The sequence below is a fragment of the Nocardia sp. NPDC051463 genome, from assembly GCF_040681975.1.
GTDB lineage: Bacteria > Actinomycetota > Actinomycetes > Mycobacteriales > Mycobacteriaceae > Nocardia.
Genome location: NZ_JBFBAB010000007.1, coordinates 77392 through 91964, shown reverse-complemented (window position 1 = coordinate 91964; position 14573 = coordinate 77392). Strand labels below are relative to the sequence as shown.

Genomic DNA, 14573 nt, shown 5'->3' with positions numbered 1-14573 from the left:
TCGGACAGATGGTGTGAAATGGACATTCTGAGCAGTCGGATAATCCTGCGTCCGGCCGACCACGCGAAAACGCTCGCTTTCTATCGGGATGGACTCGGGCTTGCCATTGCCAGGGAGTATCCGGGCGGCACGGTCTTCTTCGCTGGACAGTCGCTGGTCGAGGTGGCCGCGCACGGCGGAACGGGACATTCGACGGCCTTCAATGGCGCGATCTGGCTACAGGTCCGCGATGTTTCCGACGCCGCCGCCGAGCTGGCGCTCCAGGGAATCGCGATCGACCGACCGCCGGTGCGCGAGCCTTGGGGCCTGATCGAAATGTGGGTGAAAGACCCCGACGGTGTGCCGATCGTGCTGGTCGAGGTGCCCGCCGAGCATCCGATCCGGCGGGATTCGCGCTGGTCACCGGACTGAATACCCGATAAGCCACGAGCCGCGACCGGTGGCCCGAGTTGCCAATGCCCAGCCCGGCGAGGACGATAACGCTCGGATGGCTGCTCGACCGCCGATGTCCGGGCCCGCCGCTGTGTACCCCGTCCGACGAGTGAATCGCAGTCTCGATGCCTGGCGTACCTGAACCCCATTCCCGCACAGCGCACGCACCCCGCGCGCGTCGCTCCAGCAAACCGACCCGTTCCGCAGATGGCGGCGCGGGCATGACACGATCAGACGCGTGAGGGAGCGGAGCGAGCGAGCCATGGGCACAGCGCCTCTGGGCACGACGGAGCCCGGTGTCAGCGAGGGGGAGTCGTGACAACGACCTTGCGTACTTTGCCGATGCCGACCGGATCCCGGGTCGGCGATGTGCTGCCACATCTGCGTGAAGCGTTGGAGGGGAACGGCCCCGCGTGGTTGCCGATCCCGACCACCGATCGTCGCGAGGCCCAACGCCTCAGCGATGCCCTGTCGCCCGGTGAGCCGATCGACGACAGCATCGCGCTGGTGGTGACCACCTCGGGCACCACCGGGGTGCCCAAGGGCGCGATGCTCGGCGCGTCCGCGCTGCTTGCCAGCGGCGCGGCCACCCACGACCGGCTCGGCGGTCCGGGCAGTTGGCTGCTGGCCCTGCCCACACATCACATCGCAGGCATCCAGGTGCTGCTGCGCAGCATCCAGGCAGGCACCGAACCCACCGTCCTCGACGTCTCGGGCGGTTTTCTGCCCGAAGCCTTGGCGGGTGCGGTCTCGAGCATGCGCGGGCCACGCCGGTACACCGCATTGGTGCCGACCCAGCTGGTCAAGGCGCTCGACGCACCCACCGCCGCGGCCGCATTGGCCGAACTGGACGCGGTGCTCGTCGGCGGCGCGGCCACCCCGCTACCGCTCTACGAACGCGCGAAGGCCGCCGGTATCAACGTTGTTCGCACCTACGGCATGAGTGAGACCTGCGGTGGCTGCGTCTACGACGGTGTGCCGCTCACCGGCACCGAAGTGCGCATCGAGGACGGCCGAGTCCTGCTCGGCGGGGCCATGATCGCCGCGGGTTACCGCAACCAGCCCGATCATCCCGCGTTCGCCGAACCGGGTTGGTTCCGCACCGAGGACGCGGGGACCTTCGACGACGGCGTGCTCAGCGTCAGCGGTCGCCTCGACGAGGCGATCACGACCGGCGGCCTGCTGGTGATACCGCAGGTGGTCGAGGCCGTGCTGGGGACACACCCGTCGATCAGCGAATGCGTGGTGCTCGGACTGCCCGACGAACGACTGGGGCAGCGCGTCGCCGTCGTGGTTGTGCCTGCCGCCGGAGCGACACCGACCCTCGAGGAATTGCGCGAGCACGTCGTGCGCGAACTGGACTCCATTGCCGCCCCCCGGGAATTGGCGCTGCTCGACGAGCTGCCGCTGATCGGCCCCGGCAAGCCCGATCGCACCGAACTGCGGGCCTACCTGCTGGCCGAGTCGACGCGGCAGTAGGTTCACGACCTGCAGTGCATGCCGCGCCCCGATGACCACCTCGACCAAACGGCCTGCCGATGCGGCGGTCGTCTGCGGCGCCAGCTGCTGGCGGCACACCGGCCGAGCTCCCCGACAGGTAGGCAAGTGCCCGTGACACCGTCATGCAAGGACCGTGCAAGATCGGCCCCCCACAGTTGCTTGCATGACTTCTTTCGCACCAACTTCAGCGCTCGCCGTAGAGGCGGACGGCCTGGTCAAGGTGTTCGGGGAACAGCGCGCCGTCGACGGTGTGAGCCTGGCGGTTCCGCAGGGCTCGGTATACGGCGTGCTCGGACCGAACGGCGCAGGCAAGACCACCACCATCAAGATGCTGGCCACTCTGCTGCGGCCGGACGGTGGCAGCGCCCGGATCTTCGGCCGTGATGTCGTCGCCGAACCGACGGCCGTGCGTTCCCTCGTCGGTGTCACCGGCCAGTACGCCTCGGTCGATGAGGACCTGTCGGCCACCGAGAACCTGATCATCTTTTCCCGCCTGCTTGGTCTGAGCCGGATCGACTCGCGCCGCAAAGCCGCCGAACTGCTCGAAGAATTCGACCTCACCGAGGCGGCGAACAAGCCGCTGAAGAACTTCTCCGGCGGCATGCGCCGCCGCCTCGATCTGGCCGCCAGCCTGATCGCGACGCCGCCGCTGCTGTTCCTCGACGAGCCGACCACCGGCCTCGACCCGCGCACCCGCGCCCAGATGTGGGAGACCATCCGCAGGCTGGTCCGTGCGGGCGCGACGGTGCTGCTCACCACGCAGTACCTGGACGAGGCCGATCAGCTGGCCGACCGGATCGCCGTCATCGACCACGGCAGGGTGATCGCCGACGGCACCGCCGACGAGCTCAAGGCCTCGGTCGGCGGCTCCTCGCTGCACCTGACCCTCGTCGATCGAGCCCAGCTCGACGAGGCCCGCCGCATCGTCGGCGATTTCCTCGGCGCCGAAGCCCTGATCACGCCGGAGGCGGGCAAGCTCACGGCTCCACTCGCGGACGCGGGCATGACCGCCGATCTGCTGATTCGCCTGCGCGAGTGGGAGATCGCGGTCGACGAGATCACCGTGAGCAAGCCGACCCTCGACGAGGTCTTCCTCACCATTACCGGCCACCCGGCCGACGACGACAACGATTCCGAACGGAGCGCGGCATGACCACCATCACCGAACCGAGCACGGCCGCGGCCGGGCGGCACGCGGCGCCCCTCTCGATCCCGGAGGCCAGTAATCGGATCAGCCTCCGCCAGACCGCGTCGACCTCGTTCACCATGGCCTATCGCGGCATCCTGAAGATCAAGCACAACCCCGAGCAACTGTTCGATGTGACGGTGCAGCCGATCCTGTTCACCGCGCTGTTCGCCTACATCTTCGGCGGCGCGATCTCTCACAACGTGCACGACTACCTGCCGATCCTCATCCCCGGCATTCTGGTGCAAACGGTGATCCTGACCTCGGTGGTGACCGGCACCCAGTTGCGTGAGGACATGGACAAGGGTGTCTTCGACCGGTTCAAATCGCTACCCATCGCCCGTATTTCGGCGCTGGCCGGCGCGTTGATCGCCGATATGGTGCGCTACGTCCTCGCCACCACCCTGACCATCCTGGTCGGCCTCTGCCTCGGCTACCGGCCCGAAGGCGGCGTGATCGGTGTGGTGGTCGCGGGTCTGGTCATCGTGGTGTGCTCGTTCGCGGTCAGCTGGATCTGGGCGCTGGTCGGCGTCACCGGCAAGAGCGCCGCGGGCGTGCAGGGTATCTCGATGATGGTGATGTTCCCGCTTACCTTCATGTCGGGGGCTTTCGCTCAGGTGAGCACCATGCCCGGCTGGTTGCAGGCCATCAATCATGCGAACCCGGTGTACTACATGGTGAATACGGCTCGAGCGCTGATGAACGGGAACGACTACGGCAGTGACCTCGCCTGGTCGCTGCTCGGCTCGGTCGTCGTGATCGCGATCTTCGCCCCGCTGAGTATCAAGGCCTACATGCGCAGGGCGTGAGCGCCCGGCACTGGAGGTAGGCCTCCACGAGCCGAATGCCGTGGTGAGAGACGCGAAGTCACTCACCACGGCATTCTGCTTGCGCGCCTTCCGAGCAGTAGCCGATCATCGGTCAGGGTGTGCGCTCAATCCGCTGCGACGCCCGGCAGTTCGCGCAGCAGTTCGATGATGCGCCGCGCCGCGTCCCTGCGCCGCCGCGCCGCCGCTCGGGACAAGGCCGCGTTCATTCGCTCGTCACCGGTCACCGTTCGATGCAACCGAATGTGGCGCTCCCATTCCATCGAGGGATAGTCCTGTCTGGCACCGACCTTGGTGGCCAGCGCGAGCAGCTCCAAACCACGGTCCGGTTCTTCGCCGATCGCGAGGTGATACGAACCGACCGCACAGCCCACCGCACCGATCTGCGGCAGATCGAAGAACTGCGGAAGACGGACTGCCGCGCTGCCCGCGAGCTCGTGCACCAATCCGGCCACCGCCGCCGCACGGCCGTGCAGGATATGGGCATCGACGGCCCCACTGGCCAACATCAATCCACCGGGTCCCGGTGCGAGCGAGTCCTCCGGCCAGCCGAGCAAGTCGAGCGCCCGGTAGAAGTGGCGCATCCCGGCGTCGATATCGCCCTCGGCGAGTTCGAGTTCCGCGACCCCCCCGACCACGGCCGCCAAGCGCGGATTTCGCCGAACGGACGGGTCGTCGACCAGGGACCGAGAGGAAGGATCCGAATCCGCGGATCCGAGTGCGGAGTCCAGCACCTGCCGCGCCTGCCCGAGCCGCCCGGTGCCGATCAGCGAGATCGCGAGGTAGCTACTCATTTCCAGCATTTCTTCGTAAGCACGCAATTCCCGCAAGATATCTGCAGCCCTGCGGTAATACTGGACAGAATCGGCGTATTGCGCGGTCTGCCCGGCCAATTGCCCCAGATGCTGGCTCACCATCGAGGTGCCCCACAGATCACGGCCGTCCATGATTTTCAGGACCTTCAGCGCATCTCTGGTGGAGCCGTAGACCAGTCCAGAATTCTCCTGCGCGTTCATCCGCATGATCAGCGCGGAGGCGCGGACATCGTCGTCGGGCGAACGCACACCCTCGGCGAGCAGCCTGGCCACCCTGGCCCCGGACGGATCCACACACAGGAGCTCGCCGAGATAGCGAATGCCCGCATTGAAATCGGTGCCGTTGTGCGCCAATCGGCGTGCGCGCGCTCGCACGGTGGCAATCGGGCGCAGGTCGGTGCTCAGGTACAACATGTGCAAGGCCACCACCAGGTGGGCGAGCATCTGCAGATCGGCGACCGTACCGTGCACCGGCTGCTTTTCCGGCGGCAGCTGCATGATCCTGCGCGCCCAACCCGTCAGCTCCATGTGCGCCCCGCGCATCACCCACATCAACGCGACCACCGGGAACACCCGGTACACGGTGCGTGAGTCGCGGCGCTCGACCGCATAACGCAGTACTGCGACCAGGTTGTCCAGGTCCGCCGCCACCGAAAGCACCGTGGGTACCTGCTCGCCTGCCCGATACCGATCGGCCGCGGTAACCGTGAAATCGCGGGCCCAGCGTGACATCCGGTGCATGACGAGCGAGCCCTCGTCGACTGCGCCCGGAACACCTGCCGCCGCTTCGGTTTTGGTGAGCGCGAGCTGTTCCTCACCGAATTCACGGACGGTCTCCAGCATTCGGTAGCGCGTGCCGACCGCGCCGTGGTCGTCCTCGAGCACCGTGAGCAGCGACTGACCGACCAGGCCGTCCACGGCAGCGGCGACATCATCCACCTCAGGGCCGCCTGCCACCGTCTCGGCGGCCGCGAGTGTGAAACCGCCCGGCATCCGACACATTCGGCGCAGCGTCACCTGCTGCGGTTCGTCGAGCAGGTTCCAGCTCCAGGCGATCACGGCGTGCAGGGTGCGATGCCGGGCGGGTGAGGCACGATCCCCGCTGCGCAGCAGGGCAAAACGGTGCTCGAGCCTGGACTCGATCTCCTCCACACTCATCGTGCGCACGCGAGCAGCGGCCAACTCGATGGCGAGCGGCAAACCGTCCAGCGTGCCGCACAGCCGGGCGACCACCTCCGGCTCCAGTCGCACCGCCGGTCGCACCGCACGGGCTCGCGCCATGAAGAGATCGGTGGCGGGCGATCCGGCCGCATCGATCGCCAAGGGCAACAACGGATACACCGTCTCGGCGGTGATGGCGAGCGGCGCGCGGCTGGTGGTCAGCACGGCGAGCTGATCACAGCTGCCGACCAAGTCGGCGACGACCTCGGCGACCGCGTCGATCAGATGCTCGCAGTTGTCCAGGATCAGCAGCATCGGACGGGCCGATAGCGCGTCCCGAAGCCGTCTGCGCGCGTCGACCGGCTGCCCGGGGCGCATGCGACCCGATTCCAATACGATCTCGCCCAATCCGAGGGTGGTGCTGACCGCGCCTTCGATCTCCGCGCGGGCATCAGCGGCCGCGTCGGTGCGCACCGACGCGAGCTCCACCAGCACCACCGGCATGCCGTGCGCCACCCGAGCGCCCAATTCGTTGGCCACCCTGGTCTTTCCGGTGCCGCCGGGGCCGAGCACCGTGGTCACCCGCGACCGCCGCAGCAGCTCCTCGAGGGCGTCCAGGTCGGCGGCCCTGCCGAGCAAGGTGTTGGGTGCCGCACGCAGCCCGATCGCGGTCACCGCATTCGGGACCGAACCGCCGGACCGCGCAGCCGAATTTCGTCCGCCGATGGCTGCCGGTTCGGCCACGTCCCGCATCGGCCCGTCGAGCACAGCACCGGCCACCGCGGCATCGCTGGGCGATGGCGGCGCATGATCCGAGCGCGGGGCAGCGAGCCCGGGGACCGGGTCGCCACGCAGGATCGCGGTATTCAATTCGACAAGCGCGGGCCCCGGATCCGCGCCGAGTTCTTCGACCAGCCGACCCCGGATCGACGCGAACACCTCGAGCGCCTCGTTCGGCCGACCAGCCGCGGCGAGCAGCCGCATCAACATCGCGTGCGCTGCCTCGTCGACGGGATTGGCTGCGGCCTTCCGGCGGGTGATTGCCACCGCACCATCGAGGTCACCACCCGAAACCAGGGCCGAGGCCTCGACGGCATCCAGATCGGTGAACCGTTGCGCCGCCGCGGTACGCAGCTCGTCTGCCAGCTCCCCTACGGGCAGATCCGCGCCGGGCTCGCCACGCCACAACGACCTGGCCTGCGCCACCGCGGCCAAGCACGCGGCGTGGTCCCCCGCCGACTGTCGACGGCGGGCCGTGCGTATCCAGTCATCGGCCAAGGTCAGATCGACCTGATCGGGACGCAGGACGAGCCGATAGCCCGCGGGCCCGATCTCCAACACACCGTCCGGCAGCGCCGACCGCAGCCGCGACACCTGGGTATGCAACGCGTTCATCGGCGCGCGCGGCGGCTGTTCACCCCAGACGTCGTCGATGAGGGCCTGCGCGCTGCGGCTGCGGCCGGGCTGCAGGGCAAGGGCGGCCAGCAGCAGCCGCGACCTGGCGCCGGGCAGCGCCGCGAGCGCACCGTCCCTGCGTAGCGCGATTTCGCCCAGCAGGGCCACTACGACCGATGCGCCTGCGGGCGTTGTCACAGTCCGACTTCGGCCGTCGGGGCCGTTCTGATCCGGAAACATTCCGTGGTCATCGTAAGCGAGCAACGCCGACCAGGTCGTCATGGTTTTTCGCCTCCATTCCGGCCGGTCGGTCGCCTACGCTGAGCGCATGGCTGAGTTCGAGGTAGTTCGGCAGGCCGTCATCACGGCCGAGCCGTCGCGTATTCATGGGCTGATCGATGACTTCCATGAGTGGACGAAATGGTCGCCGTGGGAGGACATCGATCCGCAGTTGCAGCGGAGCTATACCGGGTCCGACGCAGGTGTCGGCGCAAAATACGCCTGGGACGGCAACCGCAAAGCCGGGCGCGGCGCGATGGAGATCACCTCCAGCGACGATCACGAAATCGGTATCCGGCTCGCGTTCGAGAAGCCGTTCAAAGCCGTCAACCGGACCACGTTCGAGCTGAGCCCGGTCAATGGCGGCACCGAGGTGGTGTGGCGAATGACCGGTCAGCGCCAAGGCCTGATGGGGCTGATCGGGAAGGTGTTCCCGATCGACAACATGATCGGCAAGGACTTCGAGAAGGGGCTCGGCCGGCTGAAGGCGGTCGCCGAGGCGTAGCCGAACCGATCGCGCGGCGCTCGACGGACTCGGTGCGCCGGTACCTATTAGGCTGCGGACATGGCTACAGCAGCGCAATGGATCGAGGGCGCACGGCCCCGCACCCTGCCGAACGCGATCGCCCCTGTCATTGCCGGTACCGGCGCCGCCGCGTCCATCGATGGCGCGGTCTGGTGGAAAGCGATTCTCGCGCTGCTGGTTTCGCTGGCACTGATCATCGGCGTGAATTACGCCAACGACTACTCCGACGGTATCCGCGGCACCGACGACGTGCGGGTCGGCCCGCTGCGGTTGGTCGGGCAACAGCTCGCCTCGCCCGCCGCGGTCCGCAACGCCGCGATCATCAGCCTGGCCATCGGTGCGGTGTTCGGTCTGGTGCTCGTCGCGCTGTCGGCCTGGTGGCTGATTCTCGTCGGCGCCGCGTGCCTGGCGGGCGCGTGGTACTACACCGGCGGTAGCAAGCCCTACGGCTACAGCGGATTCGGCGAGATCGCGGTGTTCGTGTTCTTCGGTCTGATCGGCGTGCTCGGCACCCAGTTCGTGCAGGCCGACCGGATCGACTGGGCCGGTGTGGTGCTCGCCGTCGCAGTCGGCTCGTTCTCCAGCGCGGTCCTGGTCGCGAACAATCTGCGCGATATCCCGACCGACACCGAATCCGGGAAGGTGACCCTTGCGGTCAAGCTGGGCGACCCGCGCACCCGTACCCTGCACCTGGCGATGCTGGCGATCCCGTTCCTCGCCACGCTGATCTTGGTGGCCAGGACTCCGTGGGCGCTGGTCGGACTGGTCGCGATCCCGCTCGCGGTCCGCGCCAACGCGCCGGTGCGCTCCGGCAAGGGCGGGCTGGAACTCATTCCGGCCCTCCGCGATTCGGGGCTTGCGCTGCTGGTCTGGTCGGCGGCGAGCGCACTCGCCCTGGGGATTGCGGGCTGAGCGGAGCTCCAGCCCGCGCTCATCCGAGCGCCCGGCCGCCGACGGGCCCCCTCCGGCACTACCCGTCAGCCGCCCCGAGCATTCGGCGCGGCGGGTTAGTCGTCGCCGTCCGGGACCAGGATGCCCAGGACCCAGTTGACCACCGAGATGATGATGCCGCCCCAGACGGCGGCCCAGAAACCGTCGACGCGCAGGCCGTACTCGGTGGTTTCGGTGATCTTCGCGGTGAGCCACAGCATCAGTGCGTTGATCACCAGCAGGAACAGGCCGAGGGTCAGGATCACCAGTGGCAGCGACAATAGTTTGACGATCGGCTTGACCAGCGCGTTGATCACCGTGAAGATCGCGGCGATCACCAGCACGGTGACGACCTTCTGCGTCGTACTGTTGTCGGGACTTAGGATCTCGATCTTGTCGACCCAGGCCGCGGCAAGCCAGATGGCCACGCCATTGATGATCAACCGAATCAGAAGCTGCATGGCCCAATGCTAGGCCCGACGGGCGCACGCGTGCTGCCCCACAACGCGAATCGTGATGGCAGCGCCCGCGGCGCATCGGGTCAGGCGGCACGATCGAGCAAGGCGTGGACCTTCGGTCGCAGTTCGTCGATCGCCCCGGAACCACCGAGCAGACGGGTGGTCGTGGCGTTGGGGGCACGCAGGATGCCGAGCAGCAGGTGCGTGGATTCGATGGTCTTGTCCTTGCGCGCGAGGGCTTCGCGCAGCGACAGCTCCACTACCTTCTTCCCGTCGCGAGCGAAGGGGATATGCCCGAAGTTCCCACCGCGGCTCCGGCCGAACAGTCCGCGCCGCTGCTGCTCCGGCATCGCCCGGTCGAGCGCGTCCTCGCCGAAGTTGGCCTCCAGGCTCTCGCGCACCGCGTCGAGGTCGATACCGATGGAACGCAACGCCTCGGCGTCCTCTGCACCGAGCGGCTGACTCTTGTGCGTCTGGGCCAGGCTGCGCTGTACCCCTTCGTGGGTGATGCCGGCCTCGGCCAGCAGTTCCCGCAACTCCGGCTCACCCTGCGACAGCACGCCGAGCAGCACGTGCTCTACCTCGATTGTCGAGGACCGCAGCTCACGGGCATCTTCCTGCGCCATGATGATGGCCGTTCTCGCCGCTCTACTGAACCGTTCGAACATCAGCGGTTCCCGCCTCTCCGAGAGTGTTTGTGATGAACCGCCTGCTTGCTGACCTCGAGTGCCTCCGCGATCTGCTGCCATGACCAGCCCTGCCCCCTGGCGTTGGCCACTTGGATCGCTTCGAGACGTTCGAGCAGCCGACGCAGTGCGAGCACCGCGCGCAGCCCGACCTTGGGGTCGGGGCTGCCCGCGGCGGCCGCCAGTGTGGTTGCCTCAGTCATGTCGTCAATTTTTATTGACGACCATCAGTCTTGTCAACAAAAATTGACGATCCGCCACGTCGGACAACGACGGTTCGCTACCGGAGAAACAAACAACCCCGCCGGCCGAGGCACCTCGGGTGGCAGGGTTGGGAGAACAAGACCGGAATCGAACGCGGCGTTATCCGTTCCAGACGCCGGTGCTGTGGAACTTATCCAGGATCGCCCCGGGCTCGGCCAGGCTCATCCCCTGCGCCACAACCCACTCGTCGTTGAAATAGGTTCCGGCATAACGATCTCCGCCGTCGCAGAGCAGCGTCACCACACTGCCGGAGCGGCCGGCGGAGATCATCTCGGCGATGAGGGCGAACGCACCCCACAGGTTCGTTCCGGTGGAACCACCCACACGGCGGCCGATGACACCACTGGCGTGCCGCGCGGCCGCGATGGAGGCGGCATCGGGAACCTCGATCATGCGGTCGACCACCTGACCGACAAACGACGGCTCCACCCGAGGACGGCCGATTCCCTCGATACGCGAAGACATTCCGGTCTCGTAGCCCACGTCACCGGTTTCGTAGCCGCCATAGAACGCGGAGTTCTCCGGGTCGACGACGGCCAGCTTCGTCGCATGCCTGCGATAGCGGATGTAGCGGCCGATGGTGGCACTGGTGCCACCAGTACCCGCGCCGACGACGATCCAGTCCGGCACCGGGTTGGTCTCCAAAGCCATTTGCTCGAAGACGGATTCGGCGATGTTGTTGTTGCCGCGCCAGTCGGTGGCCCGCTCGGCGTGGGTGAACTGGTCCATGTAGTGGCCGCCACATTCGGCCGCGAGGCGGGCCGCCTCGGTGTACATATCCGGTGGTCGCCGCACGAAATGACAACGGCCGCCCTGGGCTTCGATGAGCGCGATCTTCTGCGGCGACGTGCTCGCAGGCATCACCGCGACGAAATCCAGGCCGAGCAGCTTCGCGAAATACGCCTCACTCACCGCGGTCGAACCGGACGACGCCTCGACCACCGTGGTGCCCTCGCCGACCCAGCCGTTGCAAATCGCATACAGGAAAAGGGATCTCGCGAGCCGATGCTTGAGGCTGCCGGTGATGTGGGTGGATTCGTCCTTCAGGTACAGCTGGACACGCCATTCGCCGGGCAGCGGGTAGCGCAGCAGGTGGGTGTCGGCGCTGCGCTGGGTGTCGGCATCGATCAGCCGCACGGCGTTGTCGACCCAGTCGCGCGGAGTGCTGCGGTCGCACTGCTTCACGCGGACGTGCCTCCGTCCCCGTCCGGGTTCTCGCCACGCAGCCTGGCCCGCAACTGCGCCTTGTCCCTGCGGCGCTTCTCGTCCACCAGCGCGATGTCCTCGTTGACGCGGGTGCGCAGCTTCTTGAACAGCGTCAGCGACAGCGGCATCGCGATGAGCAGCGCGAACAGGGCGGCGACCACCAGCGGAATGTCCACCGACACCAGCCGGGCGATCCCGATGATCGCCACCGTGATGACGACGACCAGGCCCAGCCTCGCGAGGGTGTAGAACGCCAGATTGCGGGCCAGCCGCCGACCAGCGCCAGCGGTTTGCTGTCCAGTTGCACCTTCCGGTGGAGTTGCGTCACTCACGGTGATCAGCCTATGCGAAGCTATCGGCCGCCTTCAGCGAGACCTCGCGCCGAAGGCGGTCCGCGTATCCGATTTGTCTATTACTTCCCCTTTACCAACTGTAGGTGGTTCGACTACGTAGGGGTCGCAGTGCGACGATGGCGCCACTGATGAGGGAACTGTCGAGAACGGAGAGGTTTGCTATGACTGCGCTTACCGTCGGCGGCCAGGACACCCTGCTGACGCCGGGCCAAGTGGCCGCCATGTTCCACGTCGATCCAAAGACCGTCACCCGCTGGGCCCACGCCGGGCGTCTCGGGTCGCTGCGCACGCCGGGCGGACATCGCCGGTTCCGTGAATCCGAAGTTCTACAACTGCTCAGGTCGTTGACCACAGAGGCCACCAGCACCGCGGTCAACGCGCGCTGACCCGCAGGCCCGGCTCGGGCCCGCTGTTCAGGGGCCCGTGCAAGGCCGTCGCATCAATTTCGTGCCCCCGGTGTCCGAAGACTACGTACACGGCTACCCTCGATATCAGGAGGTGAGCGACGTGACGTACCTGTTGGCACTCATCGCGGTTGTGGCTGTCGCGGTGTTGTGCTGGAAGGCGTTCGGCCCGGAGAGGTCGGGTCCGACCACCCCATCCACGCGATCACCACAGCGCAAGCCCATCAAGGGTCCCGACGACGACCCCGAATTCCTTTGGCGACTGTCGCGGCAGCATCGCGACGGCGACTCGGGTCCCACCGAGCACTGAGCATCGCATGCGGGAGTCCGTCCCGAGCTGCGGAAGTCTCGCGTCGATCTGGAGACGGCTTCGGAATCCACCGGCCCGTGCCGGTCAGCGATTCCAACGGTCCGGGGATTGGTCACTCGGCGCCATCGACCCGACAACCGTTGCGCGGGCAACCCAACACTCCCGCACACCGGATGTCGTCGGTCGGAATCCGCCTACTCTCGGACACCACGAGCCCGAGCGGCCTCAGATATGAGGCACGCCATTCCGGATCACGGCTCGCCCCGGACCACCGCGCCCATGGCGTCGACGAACGACTGTCCGCCCATGATGTAGCCGCCGGCGATCGCGCCGACCAGCAGGCCGATCGGGCCGGTGATGATGCTGAAGAAACCGAGGCCGATCACAGCGCCGATCAGGCCACCGATCAGCCCGCCCGCGACGAGGCCGACGACATTCTTGTTGAGCTCGGTGACGAACCTGGACATGGAGCTGATGGACTGCATCTCGCCGATGTTCTTGGCGCTCACTTGCGGTGTGAGAGCAAGCTTTCGGCCGTTGTCACTGATTTCGTGTGCCACCGCCATCCGGCTTCCGGAGATGTCGAAGGCCAGCGGCACCTCGGCGACAACCGCGCCGCTTGCGGCTTTCAACGCAACCTTCGCACCGTTGTCGACAAGCTCGAAGGCGCCGCCGTCGACGGCAGTGGTGATCACACCCGCGACATCGGAGAGGACAGTACGGTAGCTGATTCCTTGCTCGACGCCCGATGCCGAAACCTCTCGGATGACTTCTTCCGCAGGCTTCGCATTAACCGTTCCCGCAGCGATTCCCACCGCAGCGACGGCTAAAACAGTGGTGGCGGCGAACATGCCGAACTTCATTCAGGTGTTTCCTTATCACGAGACCTCCGGCTCGTGCAGCCGGATGACGTGTACAGCGACAGTATCTTGTTGCCATACATGGCAATAGATATACATACCGTAGGTCATCGTTGCCCCATCGTGACCTGATCATTTGACCAGTGTGGCGATTTTGCGAAGATTGTGGCGCCAGACGAAATACGATGTCGGACAACAACTCGACGCGCACCTGCCGAATGGTGTATGCATTTGCGTGATCTGCAAACTGCAAGTTTCACAACTTCGAACCTCGGCGGGGTATGTTCGAAGCGCAACAGCTCTGGAGGATCTCACGTGTCGCGCCAACGTATCCGTGCCGCCGTCGTACTGACGGTCTTCGTTGCCGCGACAGCGTTGACGGCGGCCCTCGTCGCGATGATCGCGGTGTCGATGAACGAACACGATCCCGACGTCAAAGAACAGGCGCAGGCCAACGAAAGCAAAAGCACAGCAGTCACATCGGCGGCACCGACCATCGAAGAGTTCCCGTTGACGACACCACCGCCCACCACCGTCGGAGCTCGCGGCGAGACCGGCAAACAGCTCATCCGGCTGCAGGTCAATCCTGGTGACTGCGTGGAAATCACCGGCGCGGGCGACACCACCACCCTGGGCAAAGCCGCCTGCGGCGGCGGAAGCTCTACCTACAAGGTCATCGACAAGACCGCCCAGTGCCCGAGCGACGCCGACCGTACCTTCCAGCAAACCCCGGAATCCGCCCTCTGCCTGGACATCGACTGGGTGGTGGGCGGTTGCATGGAACTCGTCCCCAACGAATCGAAGCGCATCGACTGCGCCGCCCGAGGCACCCCCAACGGTGGTCGCGTGGTGGAGATCAAACACAACACCGTCGATGTCAACCGCTGCTCGAAGGGTGACCGCGGAATCGTCTACCACGATCGCAAATTCGTGGTCTGCGTCGCCCGCATGTGAGGATGCTGCCCGTTAACTCCGAGCGGT

16 protein-coding genes are annotated in these 14573 nt (G+C 66.6%); 9 read left to right on the top strand and 7 right to left on the bottom strand.

The window, feature by feature from the left end:
• The first annotated feature begins 18 nt into the window (after positions 1–18).
• From AB0M74_RS12725 to AB0M74_RS12710, 4 genes are all read left to right on the top strand, one after another.
• The gene (locus AB0M74_RS12725) at positions 19–411 is read left to right on the top strand and encodes a VOC family protein (protein ID WP_364905618.1); all 393 of its coding nucleotides are present in this window, start codon (positions 19–21) and stop codon (positions 409–411) included.
• Between the two features lie 363 nt (positions 412–774).
• Positions 775–1911, top strand: coding sequence for an o-succinylbenzoate--CoA ligase (menE, locus tag AB0M74_RS12720; RefSeq protein ID WP_364905924.1), 1137 nt, complete (start codon positions 775–777; stop codon positions 1909–1911).
• A 184-nt stretch (positions 1912–2095) separates the two neighbouring features.
• Positions 2096–3085 (top strand): ATP-binding cassette domain-containing protein, encoded by a 990-nt coding sequence (locus AB0M74_RS12715; protein WP_364905615.1) that lies wholly within the window; start codon positions 2096–2098, stop codon positions 3083–3085.
• On the top strand, positions 3082–3927 hold the full coding sequence (locus AB0M74_RS12710) for an ABC transporter permease (RefSeq protein ID WP_364905612.1): 846 nt from the start codon (positions 3082–3084) through the stop codon (positions 3925–3927). Before AB0M74_RS12715 ends, AB0M74_RS12710 begins: the two co-directional genes overlap by 4 nt.
• Positions 3928–4052: 125 nt before the next feature.
• Here the strand turns inward: AB0M74_RS12710 and AB0M74_RS12705 are convergent, their stop codons facing one another.
• Positions 4053–7598, bottom strand: a complete 3546-nt coding sequence (locus AB0M74_RS12705; RefSeq protein ID WP_364905610.1) for a BTAD domain-containing putative transcriptional regulator — start codon at positions 7596–7598, stop codon at positions 4053–4055.
• A 46-nt stretch (positions 7599–7644) separates the two neighbouring features.
• Here AB0M74_RS12705 and AB0M74_RS12700 point away from each other — a divergent pair, with 46 nt between their 5' ends.
• Both AB0M74_RS12700 and AB0M74_RS12695 read left to right on the top strand, forming a co-directional pair.
• Positions 7645–8100 (top strand): SRPBCC family protein, encoded by a 456-nt coding sequence (locus tag AB0M74_RS12700; RefSeq protein ID WP_364905606.1) that lies wholly within the window; start codon positions 7645–7647, stop codon positions 8098–8100.
• A 60-nt stretch (positions 8101–8160) separates the two neighbouring features.
• Positions 8161–9033 (top strand): 1,4-dihydroxy-2-naphthoate polyprenyltransferase, encoded by an 873-nt coding sequence (locus AB0M74_RS12695; RefSeq protein WP_364905603.1) that lies wholly within the window; start codon positions 8161–8163, stop codon positions 9031–9033.
• A gap of 95 nt (positions 9034–9128) precedes the next feature.
• Here the strand turns inward: AB0M74_RS12695 and AB0M74_RS12690 are convergent, their stop codons facing one another.
• The 5 genes from AB0M74_RS12690 to AB0M74_RS12670 form a co-directional block, all read right to left on the bottom strand.
• A complete protein-coding gene (locus AB0M74_RS12690) occupies positions 9129–9512 on the bottom strand; it encodes a phage holin family protein (RefSeq protein WP_364905600.1) in 384 nt (127 codons plus the stop codon).
• An 80-nt stretch (positions 9513–9592) separates the two neighbouring features.
• Positions 9593–10177 (bottom strand): Clp protease N-terminal domain-containing protein, encoded by a 585-nt coding sequence (locus tag AB0M74_RS12685; RefSeq protein WP_364905598.1) that lies wholly within the window; start codon positions 10175–10177, stop codon positions 9593–9595.
• Entirely contained in the window at positions 10177–10398 is a 222-nt protein-coding gene (locus AB0M74_RS12680; protein WP_328406601.1) for a helix-turn-helix domain-containing protein, read from the bottom strand. The genes AB0M74_RS12685 and AB0M74_RS12680 overlap by 1 nt, the downstream gene beginning before the upstream one ends.
• Before the next feature lie 160 nt (positions 10399–10558).
• The gene (locus AB0M74_RS12675) at positions 10559–11644 is read right to left on the bottom strand and encodes a PLP-dependent cysteine synthase family protein (RefSeq protein ID WP_364905596.1); all 1086 of its coding nucleotides are present in this window, start codon (positions 11642–11644) and stop codon (positions 10559–10561) included.
• Positions 11641–11997 (bottom strand): DUF4229 domain-containing protein, encoded by a 357-nt coding sequence (locus tag AB0M74_RS12670; protein WP_364905594.1) that lies wholly within the window; start codon positions 11995–11997, stop codon positions 11641–11643. The genes AB0M74_RS12675 and AB0M74_RS12670 overlap by 4 nt, the downstream gene beginning before the upstream one ends.
• Positions 11998–12179: 182 nt before the next feature.
• On the opposite strand from AB0M74_RS12670, the gene AB0M74_RS12665 reads away from it, so the two are divergent.
• Positions 12180–12404, top strand: coding sequence for a BldC family transcriptional regulator (locus tag AB0M74_RS12665; protein ID WP_328406605.1), 225 nt, complete (start codon positions 12180–12182; stop codon positions 12402–12404).
• Positions 12405–12525: 121 nt separating this feature from the next.
• The gene (locus AB0M74_RS12660; RefSeq protein WP_364905590.1) at positions 12526–12732 is read left to right on the top strand and encodes a hypothetical protein; all 207 of its coding nucleotides are present in this window, start codon (positions 12526–12528) and stop codon (positions 12730–12732) included.
• A 251-nt stretch (positions 12733–12983) separates the two neighbouring features.
• On the opposite strand, the gene AB0M74_RS12655 is transcribed toward AB0M74_RS12660, so the two are convergent.
• Positions 12984–13595: a hypothetical protein gene (locus tag AB0M74_RS12655; RefSeq protein WP_364905587.1), complete on the bottom strand. Its 612-nt coding sequence runs from the start codon at positions 13593–13595 to the stop codon at positions 12984–12986.
• A gap of 312 nt (positions 13596–13907) precedes the next feature.
• Here AB0M74_RS12655 and AB0M74_RS12650 point away from each other — a divergent pair, with 312 nt between their 5' ends.
• The gene (locus AB0M74_RS12650; protein WP_364905584.1) at positions 13908–14546 is read left to right on the top strand and encodes a hypothetical protein; all 639 of its coding nucleotides are present in this window, start codon (positions 13908–13910) and stop codon (positions 14544–14546) included.
• Positions 14547–14573: the final 27 nt, after the last annotated feature.

Bases quoted from the DNA above. Each gene is read 5' to 3' on its own strand.
- AB0M74_RS12685 (WP_364905598.1), bottom strand. From the start codon at position 10,177: ATGTTCGAACGGTTCAGTAGAGCGGCGAGAACGGCCATCATCATGGCG.
- AB0M74_RS12680 (WP_328406601.1), bottom strand. From the start codon at position 10,398: ATGACTGAGGCAACCACACTGGCGGCCGCCGCGGGCAGCCCCGACCCC.
- AB0M74_RS12655 (WP_364905587.1), bottom strand. From the start codon at position 13,595: ATGAAGTTCGGCATGTTCGCCGCCACCACTGTTTTAGCCGTCGCTGCG.
- AB0M74_RS12710 (WP_364905612.1), top strand. From the start codon at position 3,082: ATGACCACCATCACCGAACCGAGCACGGCCGCGGCCGGGCGGCACGCG.
- AB0M74_RS12690 (WP_364905600.1), bottom strand. From the start codon at position 9,512: ATGCAGCTTCTGATTCGGTTGATCATCAATGGCGTGGCCATCTGGCTT.
- AB0M74_RS12705 (WP_364905610.1), bottom strand. From the start codon at position 7,598: ATGACGACCTGGTCGGCGTTGCTCGCTTACGATGACCACGGAATGTTT.
- AB0M74_RS12665 (WP_328406605.1), top strand. From the start codon at position 12,180: ATGACTGCGCTTACCGTCGGCGGCCAGGACACCCTGCTGACGCCGGGC.
- menE (WP_364905924.1), top strand. From the start codon at position 775: ATGCCGACCGGATCCCGGGTCGGCGATGTGCTGCCACATCTGCGTGAA.
- AB0M74_RS12715 (WP_364905615.1), top strand. From the start codon at position 2,096: ATGACTTCTTTCGCACCAACTTCAGCGCTCGCCGTAGAGGCGGACGGC.
- AB0M74_RS12725 (WP_364905618.1), top strand. From the start codon at position 19: ATGGACATTCTGAGCAGTCGGATAATCCTGCGTCCGGCCGACCACGCG.
- AB0M74_RS12695 (WP_364905603.1), top strand. From the start codon at position 8,161: ATGGCTACAGCAGCGCAATGGATCGAGGGCGCACGGCCCCGCACCCTG.
- AB0M74_RS12700 (WP_364905606.1), top strand. From the start codon at position 7,645: ATGGCTGAGTTCGAGGTAGTTCGGCAGGCCGTCATCACGGCCGAGCCG.